18 protein-coding genes are annotated in these 19,167 nt (G+C 63.6%); 4 read left to right on the top strand and 14 right to left on the bottom strand.

From position 1 onward, the window contains the following. The first annotated feature begins 9 nt into the window (after positions 1–9). From QN413_RS11100 to nagZ, 3 genes are read left to right on the top strand one after another with little or no spacing between them, the layout of a single operon-like run. Positions 10–768 (top strand): pyridoxine 5'-phosphate synthase, encoded by a 759-nt coding sequence (locus tag QN413_RS11100; RefSeq protein ID WP_323496667.1) that lies wholly within the window; start codon positions 10–12, stop codon positions 766–768. Between the two features lie 13 nt (positions 769–781). Then, complete coding sequence (gene acpS, locus QN413_RS11095; RefSeq protein WP_323496666.1) at positions 782–1,174, top strand: holo-ACP synthase; 393 nt, start codon at positions 782–784, stop codon at positions 1,172–1,174. Continuing rightward, positions 1,171–2,244, top strand: coding sequence for a beta-N-acetylhexosaminidase (gene nagZ / locus QN413_RS11090; RefSeq protein WP_323496665.1), 1,074 nt, complete (start codon positions 1,171–1,173; stop codon positions 2,242–2,244). The genes acpS and nagZ overlap by 4 nt, the downstream gene beginning before the upstream one ends. A gap of 2 nt (positions 2,245–2,246) precedes the next feature. On the opposite strand, the gene QN413_RS11085 is transcribed toward nagZ, so the two are convergent. From QN413_RS11085 to QN413_RS11070, 4 genes are all read right to left on the bottom strand, one after another. Next, the gene (locus QN413_RS11085) at positions 2,247–2,756 is read right to left on the bottom strand and encodes a M48 family metallopeptidase (RefSeq protein ID WP_323496664.1); all 510 of its coding nucleotides are present in this window, start codon (positions 2,754–2,756) and stop codon (positions 2,247–2,249) included. Between the two features lie 29 nt (positions 2,757–2,785). Beyond that, positions 2,786–4,066 carry an Hsp70 family protein gene (locus QN413_RS11080; protein ID WP_323496663.1) on the bottom strand — a complete coding sequence of 427 codons (1,281 nt, stop codon included), beginning with the start codon at positions 4,064–4,066 and terminating at the stop codon, positions 2,786–2,788. Then, positions 4,063–5,628: a lysine--tRNA ligase gene (gene lysS, locus QN413_RS11075; protein WP_323496662.1), complete on the bottom strand. Its 1,566-nt coding sequence runs from the start codon at positions 5,626–5,628 to the stop codon at positions 4,063–4,065. The genes QN413_RS11080 and lysS overlap by 4 nt, the downstream gene beginning before the upstream one ends. Positions 5,629–5,832: 204 nt before the next feature. Further along, positions 5,833–6,480, bottom strand: a complete 648-nt coding sequence (locus QN413_RS11070; RefSeq protein ID WP_323496661.1) for an LON peptidase substrate-binding domain-containing protein — start codon at positions 6,478–6,480, stop codon at positions 5,833–5,835. A 49-nt stretch (positions 6,481–6,529) separates the two neighbouring features. Here QN413_RS11070 and QN413_RS11065 point away from each other — a divergent pair, with 49 nt between their 5' ends. Then, positions 6,530–7,090 carry a YggT family protein gene (locus QN413_RS11065; protein WP_323496660.1) on the top strand — a complete coding sequence of 187 codons (561 nt, stop codon included), beginning with the start codon at positions 6,530–6,532 and terminating at the stop codon, positions 7,088–7,090. 19 nt (positions 7,091–7,109) lie between these two features. Here QN413_RS11065 and accD read toward each other — a convergent pair whose 3' ends face one another. The 10 genes from accD to leuC all read right to left on the bottom strand — a co-directional run bounded on the left by accD (position 7,110) and on the right by leuC (position 19,164). Continuing rightward, a complete protein-coding gene (gene accD, locus QN413_RS11060) occupies positions 7,110–7,982 on the bottom strand; it encodes an acetyl-CoA carboxylase, carboxyltransferase subunit beta (RefSeq protein ID WP_187052711.1) in 873 nt (290 codons plus the stop codon). Between the two features lie 30 nt (positions 7,983–8,012). After that, entirely contained in the window at positions 8,013–8,870 is an 858-nt protein-coding gene (gene trpA / locus QN413_RS11055; RefSeq protein WP_323496659.1) for a tryptophan synthase subunit alpha, read from the bottom strand. Next, positions 8,867–10,147 carry a tryptophan synthase subunit beta gene (gene trpB, locus QN413_RS11050; RefSeq protein WP_323496658.1) on the bottom strand — a complete coding sequence of 427 codons (1,281 nt, stop codon included), beginning with the start codon at positions 10,145–10,147 and terminating at the stop codon, positions 8,867–8,869. The genes trpA and trpB overlap by 4 nt, the downstream gene beginning before the upstream one ends. Before the next feature lie 54 nt (positions 10,148–10,201). Then, on the bottom strand, positions 10,202–10,891 hold the full coding sequence (locus QN413_RS11045; protein WP_323496657.1) for a phosphoribosylanthranilate isomerase: 690 nt from the start codon (positions 10,889–10,891) through the stop codon (positions 10,202–10,204). Next, on the bottom strand, positions 10,888–11,700 hold the full coding sequence (gene truA, locus QN413_RS11040; RefSeq protein ID WP_323496656.1) for a tRNA pseudouridine(38-40) synthase TruA: 813 nt from the start codon (positions 11,698–11,700) through the stop codon (positions 10,888–10,890). The genes QN413_RS11045 and truA overlap by 4 nt, the downstream gene beginning before the upstream one ends. Before the next feature lie 27 nt (positions 11,701–11,727). Further along, on the bottom strand, positions 11,728–14,448 hold the full coding sequence (locus tag QN413_RS11035; RefSeq protein ID WP_323496655.1) for a FimV/HubP family polar landmark protein: 2,721 nt from the start codon (positions 14,446–14,448) through the stop codon (positions 11,728–11,730). Between the two features lie 164 nt (positions 14,449–14,612). Continuing rightward, positions 14,613–15,785, bottom strand: a complete 1,173-nt coding sequence (asd, locus tag QN413_RS11030; RefSeq protein WP_323496654.1) for an aspartate-semialdehyde dehydrogenase — start codon at positions 15,783–15,785, stop codon at positions 14,613–14,615. A gap of 82 nt (positions 15,786–15,867) precedes the next feature. Beyond that, a complete protein-coding gene (gene leuB / locus QN413_RS11025; protein WP_187052704.1) occupies positions 15,868–16,968 on the bottom strand; it encodes a 3-isopropylmalate dehydrogenase in 1,101 nt (366 codons plus the stop codon). Between the two features lie 42 nt (positions 16,969–17,010). Further along, entirely contained in the window at positions 17,011–17,676 is a 666-nt protein-coding gene (gene leuD, locus QN413_RS11020; RefSeq protein ID WP_187052703.1) for a 3-isopropylmalate dehydratase small subunit, read from the bottom strand. Between the two features lie 36 nt (positions 17,677–17,712). Continuing rightward, entirely contained in the window at positions 17,713–19,164 is a 1,452-nt protein-coding gene (leuC, locus tag QN413_RS11015; RefSeq protein WP_323496653.1) for a 3-isopropylmalate dehydratase large subunit, read from the bottom strand. Positions 19,165–19,167: the final 3 nt, after the last annotated feature.

The raw sequence follows: 19,167 nt of genomic DNA, 5'->3' as shown, positions 1-19,167 counted from the left end.
TGCATACCCATGACCACGCGTTCAAACACCACGGCCCTCTCGGTCAACCTCAACAAGGTCGCGCTGGTACGCAACACGCGCGAGCTCGGTATTCCGAGCGTGCTGTTCGCCGCGTCGATGTGCCTCGACGCCGGCGCCAGCGGGATCACGGTGCATCCCCGACCTGACGCGCGTCACATCCGTGCGCAGGACGTGTACGACCTGTCGGCGCTGCTGGCGAGAGACTGGCCGGACGTCGAATTCAATATCGAAGGCAACCCCTTTCACAACCTGATGGACTTCGTGCGGGAGCAGCGGCCGCACCAGGCGACCTTCGTGCCCGACAGCGAAACCCAATCGACCAGCGATCACGGCTGGGTGTTCCCTGAAGATGCCGACCGGCTTCGCCCGTTGATCGAGGAAGCCAAGGCGCTCGGCGTGCGTGTCAGCCTCTTCATGGACCCCGAGCCGGACATGATGGCCGCAGCCAAGGCGGTCGGCGCCGACCGCGTCGAGCTCTACACCGAAGGCTATGCCTCGTCGCGCGGCACTTCGCGCGCGGCTGGCGTGCTGCAGCTCTACGTCGATACGGCGCGCGCAGCGCAGGCGGTGGGGCTCGAAGTCAATGCCGGGCACGACCTGAACCGCGACAACCTGACCGACTTCTTGCGCGCGGTACGCGGTGTGCGCGAAGTGTCGATCGGCCATGCCTTCGTCGCAGACGCGCTCGAGCTCGGCTATACGTCCGCCACGCTGGAGTACCTGCGCTGCATCGCCGAGGCGAAGTGATCGTCGACGCCCCGTGATCTACGGCATCGGCACCGACATCTGCGATGTGCGCCGCATCGCGGCCACTTACGAGCGACAGGGCGAACGCTTTGCGCGTCGCGTGTTGAGCGACGCCGAGTTCGCTATCTGGCAAAGCCGGAGCGTTCGCTGGCCCAAGCGCGGCATCAGCTATCTCGCTACGCGCTTCTCTGCAAAGGAAGCCTTCAGCAAGGCCATCGGCACCGGCATGCGCATGCCGATGAGCTGGCGCCTCTGCGAGATCGCCAACCTGCGAAGCGGCAAGCCGGTGATCGTGCTGCACGGCGGCCTCAAGGACTGGTTCGAGGCCGAGGGGCTCACCGCCCATGTGACAGTCACCGACGAAACCGATTACGCCGCGAGCTTCGTGGTCGTGGAAAAAGCATGACCGACGCCATACATTCCCCTCTCATCATCGACGTGGCCGGCACCGAGCTGACAGCGGCCGACCATCGCCGGCTTGCCGACCCGCTCGTGGGAGGCGTCATCCATTTCGCGCGTAACTGGCACGACCGAGCGCAACTCACCGCCCTCAACGCCGACATCAAGGCGCTCCGACCCGATCTGCTGATCTGTGTCGACCACGAGGGCGGTCGCGTGCAGCGTTTTCGAACGGACGGATTTACCCGCCTGCCATCGATGCGCTCGCTTGGCGAAGCGTGGATGCGCGATCCGATGGAGGCGACGCGGCGGGCGTCGGCCGTTGGCTATGTGCTTGCGAGCGAACTGCGCGCCTGCGGCGTCGACTTCAGCTTCGCTCCTGTTCTGGACCTCGACTACGGCGAAAGCAGCGTCATCGGCGACCGCAGTTTTCATCGCGACCCGCGGGTGGTCGCCTTGCTGGCCAAGAGCGTCATGCATGGACTGCTGCAAGCCGGCATGGCCAACTGCGGCAAGCATTTCCCGGGGCATGGTTTCGTCAAGGCGGACTCGCACGTCGCGATCCCGATCGATCGGCGCAGCTTGAAGGCGATCCTTGCCGAGGACACGCGGCCGTTCGATTGGCTTGGCGGTGCGCTCGCTGCGGTGATGCCGGCGCACGTCATCTATCCGAAGGTCGACGCGCGCCCAGCCGGCTTCTCTGCGAAGTGGTTGCAGGACATCCTGCGCGGGAGGCTCGGCTTCGACGGCGCGGTCTTCAGCGACGACCTGAGCATGGAAGCGGCGCGCCGGATCGATGGCGAACTGCTGAGCTATGTCGATGCCGCATTGGCCGCGCTCGGTGCGGGCTGCGACTTGGCACTGTTGTGTAACCAGAGTGTGGGTGACGGAGCGCCACTGGATGAATTGCTGGGTGGGATGGCCGCTGCGCAAACGGATGGTCGCTGGCAACCGAGCGCTGCCGGAGAAGCGCGGAGGCGTGCGCTGCTACCGACGACGGCGGCGCTGCAGTGGGAGCACCTCACCAGCTCTCCAGGCTATCTGCGCGCGCGCGACTTGATCGCCAGCGCGGTCTGAGGTCAGGCGCCAGACAACCACAAGCGCGCCCCACCCGCATCCAGGTGGGTGAGGTACAGCCGCAGATCGAGCTCGAGCCGGTGATAGTCTGGCTCCATGTGCGTGCACAGTGCATAGAACGCCTTGTCGTGATCGCGCTCTTTCATGTGCGCGAGTTCGTGCACGACGATCATCCGCAACCACTCGATCGGCACTTCCTTGAACAGGCTCGACACGCGAATTTCGCGTTTGGCTTTGAGCTTTCCGCCTTGCACGCGCGAGATGGTGGTGTGCGTTCCGAGCGCGTTGCGGATGACATGCAGCTTGTTGTCGAACGCCACCTTCGACAGTGGTTCTGCCTTGCGCATGAACTCGCTCTTGAGATCGGTCACATAGTCGTAGAGCGCGCGGTCGGTTCGTACCTCGTGCACAGAAGGGTAGCGCTGTAGCAGCAAGGTGCCTAGGCTTCCATCGTCCAGGCGCTGCTGGACTTGCGCCAGCACGCCGGGTGAATAGCCCGCGAGGTATTTCATGCGGCGTTCATGTCGCAGTCATGCCGCAATCATGTCGATAGAGGCGCCCGCTGGCGCGCACGCGCCGCATACGCCAGGCCGGCTGCAACGCCGCCGAACAGGTCGCCTTCGATCATCTGAACGCCGGCAAAACTGCGGCGCAACGCGTGCTGAAACGGGCGCAGCGCAGACGAACCGCCTGTGAGGTAGATCGCATCGAGCTCGTTGCTTCGCAGCCCGGCCCGCTTGACGCAGGCGTGTGCGCAGGCGATCACCGTTTCGAGCGGCGCGGCGAGCTGCTGTTCCATGTCAGCCTGCGACAGCGTGGCGTGCAATGCCGCTTCAACGAACGACAGATCGATGTCGGTCGCCTCACCGCTGATCGAGGCGCGGATCTTGGCTTGCTCGACTTCGCTGGCGATGCGGTGACCGTAGCGCTCGTCGAGTACCGTCATCAGCCGCTCGTGCAAGTGCCGATTGCTGTAGTTCACCCGCAGAGACTGCGCCTGGCTCAATGCCTTCGGCGTTTGCAGCCAGTGGATGAGATGCCAGGACGACAAGTCGAAGAAGACTTTGCTCGGCACCTCGCGGCCGTCGGGCCCAAGATGACGAAAACCCAGCTCGGGCATCACGCGCTCGAGGTTGAGCCGTTGATCGAAATCCGTACCGCCGATGTGCACACCACTGGTAGCGAGCACATCGTCGCTGCGGTCGGCCCGTGCGATGCGATCGGGACCGACCCGGACGATAGTGAAGTCCGATGTGCCGCCGCCGATATCGACCACCAGCACGATCGACTCACGCGTCACGCGCTGCTCGTAGTCGAAGGCTGCAGCGATCGGTTCCAGTTGAAAGGCGACATCTCTAAAACCGGCCGAGCGGGCGGCGTGTCGCAAGCTGTCTTCGGCCTTGCGGTCGCGCTTGTCGTCGTCGTCGACGAAGTGCACCGGGCGCCCGATGACCACGCGCTCGGGGCGATGGCCGAGTTCGGCTTCGGCGCGCGATCCGAGCTCATGCAGAAAGCGCGCGATGATGTCCTGGAAGCTCAGCAGGCCGTCGTACACCGCAGTCGTTTCCTGCATCAGCGCGCTGCCGAGCAAGCTCTTCAATGAGCGCATCAGGCGGCCGTCGGTGCCGGCGAGATAGTGCGCCATGGCATCGCGACCGAAGTGGGTCGTGCGGTCTTCGGCATTGAAGAACAATGCGGTCGGCAACGTCGTCGCGTCGCCTTCGATCGGCAACAGACGTGCCGGCCCATCGCCAATCGCGCACGACACCGCCGAGTTCGACGTGCCGAAGTCGATGCCGATGGAGGTTGCGAGCGCGTTCAAGCCTCGCGCCGCAACGCCGGAAACAGGATGACGTCGCGGATGCTCGGCGAGTCGGTCAACAGCATCATGAAGCGGTCAATGCCGATGCCGCAACCGCCGGTCGGCGGCATGCCGTACTCGAGCGCCCGCACGAAGTCGTGGTCGTAGAACATCGCTTCGTCGTCGCCCGAGTCCTTGGCGGCGACCTGCGCGTTGAAGCGCGCCGCCTGGTCTTCGGCGTCGTTCAGCTCGCTGAAGCCGTTGCCGAACTCGCGACCGGTAATGTAGAGCTCGAAGCGCTCGGTCACTTCAGGTCGGTCGTCGTTGGCGCGTGCGAGAGGCGATATCTCGGTCGGGTGTTCCATGATGAAGGTCGGCTGCCAAAGCTTCTCTTCCACAGTTTCTTCGAAGTACATGACTTGCAGGCTGGCGAGGCTGCGCTGCGAGAGTTTGTTCTTGTCCTCGCTCAGACCGATCTTGCGCAGCGCATGGGTGAGCCAGGAGATGTCGTCGACGTTATCGCCTGCGTCGGTGTGTTTCTGGATGGCTTCGCGGATCGTCAAGCGCTCGAAGGGCTGGCTCAAGTCGACCGACTTGCCACCATAGCTCAACTGTTCGCTGCCGACGGTTTTCTTCGCGATGGTCCGGATGATGAGCTCGGTGAAGTCCATCAGGTCCTGGTAGTTCCAGTACGCCGCGTAGAACTCCATCATCGTGAACTCGGGGTTGTGCCGCACCGAGATGCCCTCGTTGCGGTAGCTCCGGTTGATCTCGAAGACGCGCTCGAAGCCGCCGACGATCAGCCGCTTCAGGTATAGCTCGGGCGCGATGCGCAAGAACATTTCCTGGTCGAGCGCGTTGTGGTGCGTCTTGAACGGCTTGGCGTTGGCACCGCCTGGAATCGGATGCAGCATCGGCGTTTCGACTTCGAGGAAATCGTTGGCGACCATGAATTCGCGCAATGCGCTGACGGCGCGGCTGCGCGCCTTGAAGCGGTCGCGCGCGGCTTCGTCGGTGATCAGGTCGACGTAGCGCTGGCGGTATTTCTGTTCCTGGTCGGCCATGCCGTGGAACTTGTCTGGTAGCGGGCGCAGGCTCTTGGTCAGCATGCGCAGCTTGCTCACCTTGACCGACAACTCGCCAGTCTTGGTTTTGAACATGGTGCCTTCGGCGCCGACGATGTCGCCCAAATCCCAGCGCTTGAAATCGGCATAGGCTTCTTCGCCGATGCCATCACGCGTCACGTACAGCTGGATGCGGCCGGTGGAATCCTGAACGGTCGCAAAACTTGCCTTGCCCATGACCCGCTTCAGCATCATGCGACCGGCCACACTGGCTGGCACGGCCTGCGCTTCGAGCGCATCGGGTTCGGTGAGGCCATGCGACGCCATCAGCGCCGATGCGCGATCGGCCGGCTTGAAGTCGTTGGGGAACGCGACGCCTTTGCCGGCGGCTTGGGCGCTGCGCATCAGGCCGAGCTTGTCGCGGCGTTCGGCAATGAGCTGGTTCTCGTCGACTGCGGGCGCGGTGACGGCGGCTGGCGCGACGGGCGTCGGCGTGGCGGGGATCAGATGGTCGGACATGGAGGCTGAGAGGCGAGGGCTGTGCGATGCAGAGATGCGAAGAAAGTAAAGAGTCGGGCGTGGCGCAGCAAGCGAATAGCTGAAGCAGATGCGATGGGAGCAGCGCCAGCGCGAAAGGCCAGAATTTTAGCCCAAGGTCCCTGCTGCGAATCGGGTCGAAACGGGCGCCGAATCTGCGTCGAGCGCTATCAAAAGAGTAGCAAGCTATTCAGCGATGCCGCTACGTGCGAGCAAATCACTGACCAATTCGAGTCGCATCAGCGGACTGTCCAGTTCCATCAAGCGCTGTTTGACGGTGGGCTGCACGGGCAGCAACTCGCACCAGCGGTTGGCGACCCAGCCGCAATCGTCGAAGCGGTAGGGTTTACCGATCGGCAACTGAACCTCTTCTTCGCCCTCGGCGGCGCGGCGCTCTTCCAGAGTGTTCACCAGCCGCTGCAATGCCATGGTCGTGTGCTGCAGGTCTTCAGGGATGGCGAGTGCCAGATCGTCGGGCACCGCTTCGACTTCGGCGGTCCAGAGGCCATGCTTTTGCAGCTCGGTGCCGATCACGCGAAACCGTTGTGTCCCGACGCATTCGATCTCCAGCAAGCCGCTTTGCGGCGTAGTCAGCTCTCGAATCGAAGCCAGCACGCCGGTCGATGCAAAACTCTCGGCGCCAGCGCCGGCCTTGCGGACTTCGCTGCCCTGGTTAAGGCTTACCACGCCAAAAGGCGTGCCCGCCTTGTGACACTTGCCGATCATGTCGAGGTAACGCACCTCGAAGATTCGCAGCGGAAGCAGGCCTCCAGGAAAAAGGACTGTGCCCAGCGGGAACAAAGGGAGAGAGAGCAGAAGGGGTTGTGTCGTCATCGATGCACCTTGCGTCGCTATCATCGCATTCCGCTCAAGACTTCGCGCCATGCTCTATCAGATCCCCTCGTTTTTGCTCGACGTCATCGTCGGCCTGCTCGGCGGCGCATGCCTGCTGCGTCTCTACATGCAGTATCACCGCGTGCCTTTCGGCAACCCGCTGGGGCGCTTCGTCTTCGCAGTAACCGACTGGATCGTGATGCCGCTGCGCCGCATCGTGCCGTCGTACAAGCGTTGGGACATCGCCAGCCCGATAGCGGCTTGGCTGTTGGTCATGGTGAAGTTCTTGCTGCTGTGGCTGCTGCTTGGAAACCTCAGCAAGATCACGGTATTGCCGCTGATTTCTCTGATCGGACTCGCGCAACTAGCGGTGTCGGGGCTGACCGCGTTGCTGGTCGTCTACGCGGTGCTGTCGTGGGTGCCAGGCGCCAATGCGATGCTGCTCGATCTCATTGCGCGCCTCGCCGAGCCTTTGGTACGGCCGTTACGCCGCTTCATTCCACTGATCGGCGGCGTCGATCTGTCGCCGCTCGTGGCGATCGTGCTGCTGCAGGTTGCGGCGATCCTGCTCGGCAATGCGATGGGCTGGGCCTGGATGCTGGGCCGCTAGCCAGCCCGATCGACAGCTTTTAAACGACCGCGTCCGCCGGCTGGCGCAGCAGCATGGCCAGCGTGCTGGCGATGGTCTTGCGCAGTTCGCGGCGGTCGCTGATGAAGTCGATCGCGCCTTTGGTCTGCAAGAACTCCGAGCGCTGAAAACCCTCCGGCAGCGTCACGCGAACCGTCGACTCGATGACGCGCGGCCCGGCAAAGCCGATCAGCGCCTTCGGCTCGGCAATCACCACATCTCCGACGAATGCGAAGCCAGCGGACACGCCGCCCATCGTGGGGTCGGTCAGCACGCTGATGTACGGCAAGCCCTTCTTGGCGAGTCGGGTGAGCGATGCATTGGTCTTGGCCATTTGCATCAGCGACAGCAGGCCTTCCTGCATGCGCGCGCCGCCGGTGGCGGTGAAGCAAATGAACGGCACTTTCTGCTCGATGGCCGTTTGCACGCCGCGCACGAAGCGCTCGCCGACGACGCTGCCCATGCTGCCGCCCATGAACTCGAACTCGAAGCAAGCCACCACCACGCTGATGCTGTGCACCGAGCCGCCCATGACCACGAGCGAATCGGTCTCGCCGGTGTTTTCAAGCGCTTCTTTCAGGCGCTCGGTGTACTTGCGGCTGTCCTTGAACTTGAGCGCATCGACGGGCAACACTTCCTGGCCGACTTCATAGCGGCCTTCAGCGTCGAGGAAGCTGTCGATCCGTGCGCGCGCGCCGATTCGAAAGTGATGGGTGCAACTCGGGCAGACATTCTGGTTGTGCTCGAGGTCGGTCTTGTAGAGCACCGTTTCGCAGCTCGGGCACTTGATCCAGAGCCCTTCGGGTACCTGGCGGCGCTCGCTCGGGTCGGTTTGCGCGATCTTCGCGGGTAGCAGTTTTTCAAGCCAGCTCATGATTCAGTCCTGGAGGGAAGCCAGACAAGATTATCGACCAGCCGAACCGCTGGCGGTCGTGGTCGTGGTCAAGGCGGGCAGGGCGTCAAGCGCATCGCGGATCCCTGCGAGAAATTCGCTGACCACAGGCACCACTCGTTCACGCGGCTGGGTCTCGATCAACTGGATGATCTTCGTGCCGATCACGACGGCATCCGCCGTAGCGCCGACCGCCTGTGCCGTGTGCGCGTCGCGAATGCCGAAGCCCACGCCGACCGGAATGCTCACGTGCTGGCGGATGCGCGGCAGCATCTTGCTGACAGCGTCCGTGTCGAGGTTGCCTGCGCCCGTCACACCCTTTAAAGAGACGTAGTAGACGTAGCCGCTTGCAATGCGAGCCACCTGCGCCATGCGCGCTTCGGTGCTCGTCGGTGCCAGCAAGAAGATCAGATCGATGCCGGCTGCCTGCAGTCGTGCCGCGAAGTCTTCGCACTCTTCGGGCGGGTAGTCGACGATAAGCAATCCATCGATGCCGGCCACCACTGCGTCGCGAATGAAGCTGCCAGCGCCGTGTACCAGGCCGTACTTTTCGACAGGGTTGGCGTAGCCCATCAGCACCACCGGCGTGATCGTGTCCTGCCTGCGGAAGGCGCTGACCATCGCCAACACCTGCTTCATGCCGACGCCTAAAGCGAGGGCAGCTTCGCCGGCCTTTTGAATGACCGGGCCATCGGCCATCGGATCGGAGAAGGGAACACCCAACTCGATCACGTCGGCGCCTGCTGCGACCATGCCGTGCATCAGCTCCGGCGTGACGTCGGCGAACGGAAAGCCGGCCGTGACGTACGGAATGAGCGCTCGGCGCCCATCTTTTTGGAGAGCAGCGAAGGTGGCGGCAATGCGGCTCATGCTTTGCCTCCTTTCACCTGAAAACCGCGCATCGAGGGTCGGTCGTAAAAGTCGACGCCTGCCAAGTCGGCCACCGTGCCGATGTCCTTGTCGCCGCGTCCCGAGAGGTTGACCAGAATCGACTGGTCGCTGCGCATCGTCTTGGCCAGCTTCATGGCGTAGGCCAGGGCATGGGCGGGCTCCAGCGCCGGAATGATGCCTTCGGTACGGCAAAGATAGTGGAAGGCTTCGAGTGCTTCGGTGTCGGTCACCCCGACGTATTCGGCGCGGCCGATGTCCGAAAGATAGGCGTGCTCTGGTCCTACGCCGGGATAGTCCAGGCCCGCGCTGATGCTGTGCGTTTCGGTCACCTGGCCGTCTTCGTTTTGCAGCAGGTAGGTTCGGTTGCCGTGCAGCACGCCGGGGCTGCCGCGCAGGATCGACGCCGAGTGCTTGCCACTGTCGAGGCCTTCGCCCGCGGCTTCGACACCGATGAGGCGCGTATTCGCGAACGGGATGTAAGGGTAGAAGATGCCCATCGCGTTGCTGCCGCCGCCGACGCAGGCCAGAACCACATCCGGTTGCTTGCCTTCAGCTTCTCCGGTCATTCCATCCGCAGCCAGCATGGCCGGCATCTGGCCGATGCACTCGGTGCCGATCACGCTCTGAAAGTCGCGCACCATCATCGGATAGGGGTGCGGTCCGGCCACCGTACCGATGATGTAGAAGGTATCGTCGACGTTGGCGACCCAGTCGCGCATGGCTTCGTTCAGCGCGTCTTTCAGTGTCTTGCTACCCGATTCGACCGGCACCACCGTGGCGCCGAGAAGGTTCATGCGGTAGACGTTGGGGCTCTGGCGCTGGACGTCGGCGCTGCCCATGTAGATCACGCATTCGAGGCCGTAGCGCGCGCAGATGGTCGCGGTCGCCACGCCGTGCTGGCCGGCGCCGGTCTCCGCAATGATGCGTGGCTTGCCCATGCGCCGGGCGAGCATCGCCTGGCCGATCACGTTGTTGATCTTGTGTGCGCCGGTGTGGTTCAGATCTTCGCGTTTCAGGTAGATCTGCGCGCCGCCCATTTCACGACTGGTGCGCGCGGCGTGGTAGATCGGCGATGGTCGCCCTACGAAGTGCTTCAGCTCGTAGTGGAACTCGGCAAGGAAGGCTGGATCGTCTTTGAACTTCGCGTACGCATCGCGCAATTCGGCGATGGCATGTGTGAGCGTCTCGCTCGCGAAACTTCCGCCGTAGATGCCGAAGTGGCCGGTGGCGTCAGGTTGCTGATAGGTGCTTTGCATGAAGGGTCTCGATCGGTTGGGCCGCGCCCGGCCTGTCGAGGCGGTGCGGCGGAATCAGGAAGCAGCGTCGGCGGCCCGGACGGCCGTCACGAAGTTGCGGATCTTGTCGGCGTCCTTGATGCCCTTGACGGTCATGCCGTCGGGTGCATCGGCTTCGACGCCGGAGCTCACATCAACGGACAGCGTTTTGCCGCATGTCCGCAACTGGCGAATGCCATCGCCCACGTTTGCAGGTGTGAGTCCACCACTCAAGACGAGGTGAGCGTCGACGGCGGGTGGAAGAAGTGACCAATCGAATGCCTTGCCGCCACCGCCGTAACCGTCGACATGCGCGTCGAGCAGGATGGCCTGGGCGTGAGAGAAATCGGAAGCGTATTTTACGAGGTCGAAGTCGATCCCGGCCAAGCCAAGGGGAATGCGGGCCGCGCGCATGAAGCGATAACGCCCCGTGCCACTCGACTCAAAACATCGCTGCGGCGTTTCGTCGCCGTGGAACTGCGCGATGGCACCCGGTACGGTAGCCAGTGCGGCGAGGGCTTGGGCTGGGTCTTCGTTGACGAAGAGCAGCACGGGCGTCACGAAGGGCGGCAGGCGCGATGCCAGCACTGCAGCGCGCTGCGGCGTTACCCCGCGTTGGCTTCCCGCGTACAGCACGAAGCCGACGGCGTCTGCGCCGGCGGCGACGGCTTCGTCGACGTCTTGCTCACGCGTGAGGCCACAGATCTTGATTCGGGTTCGGGTCATGGCGACTCATCATAGGGGCCGCCTCCTGGTTGTAAGGTGGCTTCGGCCGGCAGGCCCCACTTGGCGTCGTACAACGGTCCCACGAAGTACAAGCCGTCCGGGGAGAAGGTCGGTGCTGCGGCCATGCGGCTGCGCGCTTCGAGCACGGTCAGCATCCATTCGGGTTTTTCGTCGCCGCGCCCGATGCGCACGAGGCAGCCCATCAGGTTGCGAATCATGTGGTGTAGGAAGGCGTCGGCCTCGAACTCGAAGTGCCATCGGCAACGCTCGCTTTCGCCATGGCGCGTGATGACGATACGGCGCATGTCCTTGACGGGCGATCGCGCCTGGCAGGACGAGGCGCGAAACGAGGTGAAATCGTGTGAGCCGAGCAGCAGCGCGGCTGCAGCACGCATCGCGTTGCCGTCGAGCGGGTACATCGACCAGCCGACGCGGCCCGAATCCAGGCTGGGCCGCACCGGAGACTGCGAGAGCACGTAGAGATAGCGGCGAGCCACGGCATTCGCGCGGCAATGGAAAGCGTCGGGCACCGGATGCGCCCATTGCACCGCGATGTCAGAAGGCAGGAAGCGGTTGGTGCCGCGCACCCAGGACACCAGTTCGCGCTCGACTTCGGTGTCGAAATGCACGACCTGCATCAGTGCGTGGACGCCGGTGTCGGTGCGGCCGGCGCACAAAGTCGAAATTCGCTTGCCGGCCAATTTACCGAGCGCTGTTTCGAGCTTGTCCTGCACCGTGCGGCCAGAGAGTTGGCTTTGCCAGCCTTCATAGGCTTGGCCGTTATAGCGAACGCCGAGGGCCAGTCTCACGACACGATCATCGGCCCGCGCCAGCACTCAATGGAGTTGGGCGAGCAGATGCTTGGCCTGCGACTTGAGTTCGCCCGAGCTCTCGGATTCGACTTCTTCGACCAGCGAGCGCGCACCTTCGACGTCGCCGAGCGCCTGCAGTTCGCGGGCCAGCGACAGCTTGACCGCATGCGGGCTTTCGCCGCCTTCGTCGAGCGGTTCTAGGCGACCGGGTTCGGTGTCGCTCGGCGCGCGGTGCAAACCGGCGAGCGAGCTCATGTCGAACTCGATGAAGCCCGAGTCGCCCGGCAGTCCAGCGCGCAAGGTGGCGGGCTGCGTGTGCTCGTCGTCGAGGCCAACGGCTCGGGTCACCGGCTCCAGGGCACCTGGCGCGGTATCAAAGTCATTTTCAAGATCGAGCACATCGCGGTGGCTGAACGGTGCCGGCGCCGTGGTGGCCGCCGGCTTTCCGCGCGATGTGTCGTTCAGGCTCGGCAAGAACGGCATGGCGACCGGGCTCAGCGAAGGCGCCGAAACCGACGGCAAGCTGGCACTGACGGGTGCTGCCACAGGCTTGGGTGCCGGCGGCTTGCTCAGGTCGAGGTCGAAGTCCAGCGGTGCGACGGATGGGACGAAGGCGGGCGGCGGAGCCACTGCGGGCGCAGCAGATGTCGGTGCCTTGACGATCGGCAATGTGATCTCGTTATCGCTGAGCGGCTGCGGCGTGGTGTCTGCCAGCGGAACGCTGCGCACGCCGGCTTCGTACAGAGGATTGCCCGGATCGAGTTCCTTGCCCATCTCGACGACGCGGTTCCAGTCGTTGCCGGTGCCCCCGGTCAGCTTGTGCACGTCGGTCGCCAGCGCTTCGTAGGCGCGCAGGTCGCGTCGCTTGGCGTGGATTTCAAGCAGCTTGAGGTGAATGGCCGCGCGTTCCGGATTCACGCGAAGGGCTTCGCGCAAAATTTCTTCGGCTTGCAAATCGCGGCCGTAGGCGAGGTAAACATCGGCTTCCGCAACCGGATCGACGTCGCCTGCATCGAGCTGACTCGGCGAATACGAGAGCGACGACACCACCGAGTTGCCGCGGTTCTTGGTGTCGACCGACTCGCCGCCGCTGGCGCCGAAGAACGAGTCTTTCGGCATGCGGCTCTCGAGAAACACGCTGTCGCCCGCGTCTTGCCGTTTGCGGCCTAGCACGCGATAAAGAATGAACGCGATAAGCAGCGCGATCAGTGCAGCAGCCCCGAGCATGAGCGGGCTGTCCATCAGCTCGGCGAAGAAGCCGCGCTCGACTGGCGCAGCAGCGGGCGGCGTGGCCTTGGCAACAGGCACTGCCGGTGTAGGGGTCGTGGCGGCCGGAGTCGGGGGCGCGGTGGTCGATGCAGTCGTTGGGTTTGCGGTCGGCGTCGCTGGCGCGGTTGCTGCCGGCGTCGCGGCAACTGCGGGGGCGGGCGCAGCAGCGGGCGCGGGGGACGGAGCAGGCAAAGCAGTAGCTGCCGGGGTCGGTGCCGCTGCAGGTGCCGCTGCAGGTGCAGGTGCAGGTGCTGCGGGTGTCCCTGGCGTTGCCGTTGTCGCACCAGTGCCCGTGGCCGCCTGGAGCTTGTTCAGTTCGGTGATGTTCTTCGACAGTTCGGCAACACGGCTCTTGCCGTCTTGCGCCTGACGGTCACGCGCCAGCTTTTCTTCGTTCGCACGCGCTGCCGCAGTGCCTTGTGAAATGGTGAGCTTGTCAGGGGATGCCGCGGCTGCGTTGCGGTCTTCGACGTTGGCTTGCAGCTTGCCCGCGGCTTGCCTGTCGGCAGCGGCAACGCGCGCCGTAGGAGCGTTTTCCGCCAGACGACGGCGGTATTCGCCGAAGTCGCGACTCTGCGCGGTGACGGTTCTTTTGGCTTCATCCGGTGGCACGTTTGCCGCTTGCGAACCGGCCGACACGTCGAGCACGGCGCCGGCCTTCATGCGATTGATGTTGCCGCCGACGAACGCGTTCGGGTTGGCGCGCAGCAGCGCTACCAGCATCTGGTCGAGCGAAACGTCGGCAGGCTTGTATGCGCCTGCAATCTTGCTGGCCGTGTCGCCGGGGCGCACCGTGACCTGGTCACCGGTACCCGTGCTGCCCGAGCCGGTACCGGTGCGTAGTGGCGCTTCGGCCGCCGTTGCAGGCGCGGGTGCGACTGCGACCGGACGCTCGCGGCGCGGCACCGGGGGCACAACGGCGGGTACAGCCGCGGGTGGAGCACGTTGCACGGGCGGCGCTGCACTGATTTGCGGCGCCAGCGGCACCACGGGCGCGGCGGCCTGACGGCTGGAAGGTGGGTCTAGCAGCACCGTGTAGTCGCGCACGATGCGCCCGGCACTCCAGTTGGCTTCGACCAGCAGGTCGACAAACGGATCGCTGAGCGAACGGGTACCGGTCAGGCGAACCACGTAGCGGCCATCGGCGCGCCGTTGCAGGCTCACCCGAACGTCCGAAAGTGCAGGGTTGTAGGCCACACCGGCGGCGCGAAACGCTTCCGACGAGGCGATGGCGACCTTCATGCCGTCGGCTTCAGAAGCAGTGATCTCGGTGACATCGATCTCGGCACGAAGCGGTTCGCCCAGAGCGGACTGCACGTTCAGTCGACCAAGCGCCAGCGCGCTGGCGTCGATGCTGACAGTGCCGAGTGCGAGCGCGATGGCGACACTGAGGAGCGACAGCTGGCCGCAACCGGCCAACTTGTTGGTCGGTCGGATGGCCGGCACGCTGGCCGCAGGCAACATAGGTCTTGTCATGCTGTTAGGGGCAGCTCGGCCCAAAAGTGTAAGAGGACGTTAACACCATCATTCGGCACTGACAAGCCGGCGCGGCCGTTCTACCCAGTGCGCGCCAACTTCGGCGTGTCGAGGGTGTTGCGACGAGGCAACGCCCACTACTACTTTGGCGCTCAAAAATGCGCTCACGCCTCGATCAGTATTCGCAGCATGCGACGCAATGGCTCCGCAGCGCCCCAAAGCAGTTGATCGCCGATCGTGAAGGCGCCGACATATTCTGGCCCCATCGCCAGCTTGCGAATACGGCCGACCGGGATGTCCATCGTGCCCGTGACTGCCACCGGTGTGAGTTGCGCGACGGCGGCTTCACGCGTGTTCGGCACGACCTTGGCCCAGGCGTTGTCAGCAGCGATCAGCGCTTCGATGTCTGCGACTGGGACGTTCTTGTTCAGCTTGAAGGTCAATGCCTGGCTGTGACAGCGCATGGCGCCGACTCGCACGCAGAAACCGTCGACGGGCGTGGGTGCAATGTCGAAGCCCGGACCTTGGCCTAGGATCTTGTTGGTCTCAGCGCCGCCCTTCCACTCTTCCTTGGAGATGCCCCAATCGACATCGCCCGGGTTCTTGCCCAATCCCAGGTCCTTGTCGATCCACGGAATGAGCGAGCCGCCCAGCGGCGCACCGAAGTTCGCGGTTTCGGCAGCGCTCAGGTTTTGCTGCTTGTGCAGAACCTTGCGATCGATTTCGAGAATGGCCGACTTCGGGTCATCGAGCAGCGAGCGCACTTCGGCATTCAGCGTGCCGAACTGCGTCAGCAACTCGCGCATGTGCTGCGCGCCGCCACCCGAAGCTGCTTGATAGGTCATGCTGGTCATCCACTCGACCAGGCCGGCCTTGTAGAGCGCGCCAACGCCCATCAGCATGCAGCTGACGGTGCAGTTTCCGCCGATCCAGTTCTTGCCGCCCTTGGCCAACGCCGTCTGGATTACTGGCAGGTTGACCGGGTCGAGCACGATGATCGCGTCGTCGTTCATCCGCAGTGTCGACGCCGCATCGATCCAGTGGCCGGTCCAGCCGGCGGCGCGAAGCTTGGGGTAGACCTCGCTGGTGTACTCGCCGCCTTGGGCGGTGATGACGATGTCGCACTTCTTCAGCGCGTCGATGTCGTGCGCATCCTTTAACGTGCCTTCGTTTTTTGCCATCGCCGGGGCCTTGCCACCAGCGTTGGAAGTCGAAAAGAACATCGGCTCAATGAGACCGAAGTCGCCTTCGGTCTGCATGCGGTCCATCAAGACCGAGCCGACCATGCCGCGCCAGCCGACGAGGCCGACCAGAGGTTGTGAGGATGCGTTCGTCATTTCAATGTGCCCTTGTCAAAAAAGTGTTTTCTCTTTGGCACCCGGCTCGTCGAGCCGGGGGGCGTGACGAAGCGGGCTGCGGTTAGCCGGTGATCGTCTTTTTGGTGATCGCAGAAGCAAGCGCTGCCACCACTGCGTCGCCCATGGCGCGGGTGCCGACGCGCTTCGTGCCTTCCGACCAGATGTCGCCAGTGCGCAAGCCCGAGGCGAGCACCGACTTGACCGCCGACTCGATTCGGTCGGCAGCTTCGGGTTGATTGAGAGAGAAGCGGAGCATCATGGCAGCGGACAGAATTGTAGCCAACGGATTGGCAACCCCTTGGCCGGCAATGTCGGGCGCACTGCCGTGACTCGGCTCATACAAGCCCTGATTGCTCGAATTTAGCGACGCCGAAGGCAGCATGCCGATCGAGCCTGTGAGCATCGCCGCCTCGTCCGACAGGATGTCGCCGAACATGTTGCCGGTGACGATCACGTCGAACTTCTTCGGCGCCTTGACGAGTTGCATGGCTGCGTTGTCGACGTACATGTGGTCGAGTTCGACGTCCGGATATTCCTTGCCGACTTCGGTGACGATGTCTTTCCAGAACTGGAACGTCTCCAGCACGTTGGCCTTGTCGACGCTGGTCACGCGCTTGCTGCGTTTGCGCGCTGCCTGAAAGGCGACGTGGGCGATGCGTTCGACTTCAGGTCTGGAATAGCGCATCGTGTCGAAGGCCTCTTCGGCGCCAGGAAAGTGGCCGTCGACGGCGGTGCGGCGCCCACGCGGCGCGCCAAAGTAGATGTCGCCAGTCAACTCGCGAATGATCAGGATGTCGAGGCCCGAAATCAGTTCCGGCTTGAGGCTCGATGCACCGACCAGTTCCTCGTAACAGATGGCCGGGCGGAAATTGGCGAACAGCCCCAGGTTTTTACGCAGACCCAAGATCGCCTGCTCCGGACGCAGCGGCCGGTCTAGCTTGTCGTACTTCCAGTCGCCGACGGCGCCGAACAGCACGGCATCGGATTCTTTCGCGAGCTTGAGAGTCGCCTCCGGCAGCGGATGTCCGTGCGCTTCATAGGCCGCGCCGCCGACCAGCGCCGTTTCCATTTCGAACGGAAGGTCGAGCACGTCGAGCACGCGTATGGCTTCCGCCACGATTTCGGTGCCGATGCCATCGCCGGGAAGGACTGCGATTTTCATGAGTTCGATTTTCTTATGTGGTTGAGATGCGGTCGACGGTCGTCAATGCGAAATCGGCGACGCGATGAGGCTGTGCGCGAGCCACGGCTTTTGCGCCAGTCGCTCGGTTTCGAAGGCCTTGATTTTGTCCCGCTTTTGCAGCGTCAGGCCGATGTCGTCGAGCCCGTTGACGAGGCAGAACTTGCGAAAGGCCTGCACTTCGAAAGCCAACTCGCCGCCGTCCGGCTTGACGACCACCTGCCGCTCCAGATCGACCGTCAGGCTGTAGCCTGGAAAGGCAAAAGTCTCGTCGAACAATTGAGCGACTTGCGCTTCTGGCAACACGATCGGCAGCAGACCGTTCTTGAAGCTATTGTTGAAAAAGATGTCGGCGTAGCTCGGTGCAATGATGGCGCGAAAGCCGTATTGGTCGAGCGCCCACGGAGCGTGCTCGCGCGACGAACCACAGCCGAAGTTCTTGCGGGCGATGAGCACCGAGGCACCGGTGTAGCGCGGCTGGTTCAGCACGAAATCAGGGTTCGGCTTGCGGCTTGCAGGGTCTTGCCCCGGCTCGCCCGGGTCCAGATAGCGCCAGGCGTCGAACAGGTTCGGGCCGAAGCCCGTCTTGCGGATCGACTTCAAAAACTGCTTGGGAATGATCGCATCTGTGTCGACGTTTTCGCGATCCATAGGGGCAACGAGACCCTTGTGTACGGTGAATTTCTGCATGGTGTTTTCCTTGCGTGTTCCTTGAATAGCGATGGCTCAAGCAAACTGCCGAACGTCGACGAAATGGCCGTGTACCGCGGCGGCAGCGGCCATCGCCGGGCTCACCAGATGCGTACGTCCACCGGCGCCTTGCCGGCCCTCGAAATTGCGGTTGCTGGTCGACGCGCAACGCTCGCCCGGTTCGAGCCGGTCGGAGTTCATCGCCAGACACATCGAGCAGCCGGGCTCTCGCCATTCGAAACCGGCGGCGATGAAGATCTTGTCGAGGCCTTCGCGCTCGGCCTGTTCCTTCACCATGCCCGAGCCCGGCACGACCATCGCCAGCTTGACGTTCTTAGCCACCTTCTGGCCAAGCTTCTTCACCACGGCGGCGGCTTCGCGCATGTCCTCGATGCGGCTGTTGGTGCACGAGCCGATGAACACCTTGTCGAGAAAGATGTCGTTCATCGGCTTGTTGGGCTCCAGGCCCATGTAGACCAGTGCGCGTTCGATCGCATCGCGTTTGTTGGCGTCTTTTTCCTTGTCCGGATCGGGCACGCGGCCGTTGATGTCGACGACCATTTCAGGCGATGTGCCCCAGGTGACTTGCGGCTGGATCTGAAATGCATCGAGCTCGACCACGGCGTCGAATTTGGCATCGGGGTCGGACTGCAAGGTCTTCCAGTAAGCCACCGCCTGATCCCATTCCGGGCCACCGATGAAGAGTCCGGTCTTCGGATCGGTGCCGGGTGAAAAGGAGCGCCCCTTGACGTACGCGATGGTCTTGTCGTCCACCGCCACGAGGCCCGCTCGCGCGCCGGCCTCGATCGCCATGTTGCAGACCGTCATGCGGCCTTCCATGCTCAGGTCGCGGATGGCAGAGCCGGCGAATTCGATGGTGTAGCCGGTGCCGCCGGCCGTGCCGATCTTGCCGATGATCGCCAACACGATGTCCTTGGCCTGGCAGCCGAGCGGCAGCTTGCCATCGACCTTCACGAGCAGGTTCTTTGCCTTCCTGGCAAGCAGCGTTTGCGTCGCCATTACATGCTCCACCTCGCTGGTACCGATGCCGTGTGCGAGTGCGCCGAACGCGCCGTGCGTCGATGTGTGCGAGTCGCCGCAGACCACGGTCATGCCCGGCAGCGTCGCGCCCGACTCGGGGCCGATCACGTGCACGATGCCCTGGCGCTTGCTCAGGAACGGAAAGAACGCCGCTGCGCCGAACTCGGCGATGTTGCTGTCCAGCGTGGTGATCTGCTCCTTGCTGATCGGGTCGCTGATGCCGTCGTAGCCGCGCTCCCAATGCGTCGTAGGTGTGTTGTGGTCGGCAGTGGCTACGACCGAGCTGATGCGCCAGAGCTTGCGGCCCGCCACGCGCAGGCCTTCGAAGGCCTGCGGGCTGGTGACTTCATGGACCAGGTGGCGGTCGATGTAGAGAATCGACGTACCGTCTTCTTCGGTGTGGACAACGTGTTCGTCCCAGAGCTTGTCGTAGAGCGTGCGTGTCATAGG

This window comes from Variovorax sp. LG9.2 (assembly GCF_035018885.1).
In the GTDB taxonomy this organism is placed as follows: domain Bacteria; phylum Pseudomonadota; class Gammaproteobacteria; order Burkholderiales; family Burkholderiaceae_C; genus Variovorax.
This window is presented reverse-complemented; position numbering and strand designations above follow the sequence as displayed.

Coding starts and splice junctions, on each gene's coding strand:
- lysS (WP_323496662.1), bottom strand. CDS start 5,628: ATGTCCGACCATCTGATCCCCGCCACGCCGACGCCCGTCGCGCCAGCC.
- QN413_RS11045 (WP_323496657.1), bottom strand. CDS start 10,891: ATGACCCGAACCCGAATCAAGATCTGTGGCCTCACGCGTGAGCAAGAC.
- QN413_RS11070 (WP_323496661.1), bottom strand. CDS start 6,480: ATGACGACACAACCCCTTCTGCTCTCTCTCCCTTTGTTCCCGCTGGGC.
- leuC (WP_323496653.1), bottom strand. CDS start 19,164: ATGACACGCACGCTCTACGACAAGCTCTGGGACGAACACGTTGTCCAC.
- QN413_RS11065 (WP_323496660.1), top strand. CDS start 6,530: ATGCTCTATCAGATCCCCTCGTTTTTGCTCGACGTCATCGTCGGCCTG.
- asd (WP_323496654.1), bottom strand. CDS start 15,785: ATGACGAACGCATCCTCACAACCTCTGGTCGGCCTCGTCGGCTGGCGC.
- accD (WP_187052711.1), bottom strand. CDS start 7,982: ATGAGCTGGCTTGAAAAACTGCTACCCGCGAAGATCGCGCAAACCGAC.
- QN413_RS11085 (WP_323496664.1), bottom strand. CDS start 2,756: ATGAAATACCTCGCGGGCTATTCACCCGGCGTGCTGGCGCAAGTCCAG.
- trpB (WP_323496658.1), bottom strand. CDS start 10,147: ATGCAAAGCACCTATCAGCAACCTGACGCCACCGGCCACTTCGGCATC.
- leuD (WP_187052703.1), bottom strand. CDS start 17,676: ATGCAGAAATTCACCGTACACAAGGGTCTCGTTGCCCCTATGGATCGC.
- QN413_RS11035 (WP_323496655.1), bottom strand. CDS start 14,448: ATGACAAGACCTATGTTGCCTGCGGCCAGCGTGCCGGCCATCCGACCG.
- trpA (WP_323496659.1), bottom strand. CDS start 8,870: ATGAGCCGCATTGCCGCCACCTTCGCTGCTCTCCAAAAAGATGGGCGC.
- nagZ (WP_323496665.1), top strand. CDS start 1,171: ATGACCGACGCCATACATTCCCCTCTCATCATCGACGTGGCCGGCACC.
- leuB (WP_187052704.1), bottom strand. CDS start 16,968: ATGAAAATCGCAGTCCTTCCCGGCGATGGCATCGGCACCGAAATCGTG.
- QN413_RS11100 (WP_323496667.1), top strand. CDS start 10: ATGACCACGCGTTCAAACACCACGGCCCTCTCGGTCAACCTCAACAAG.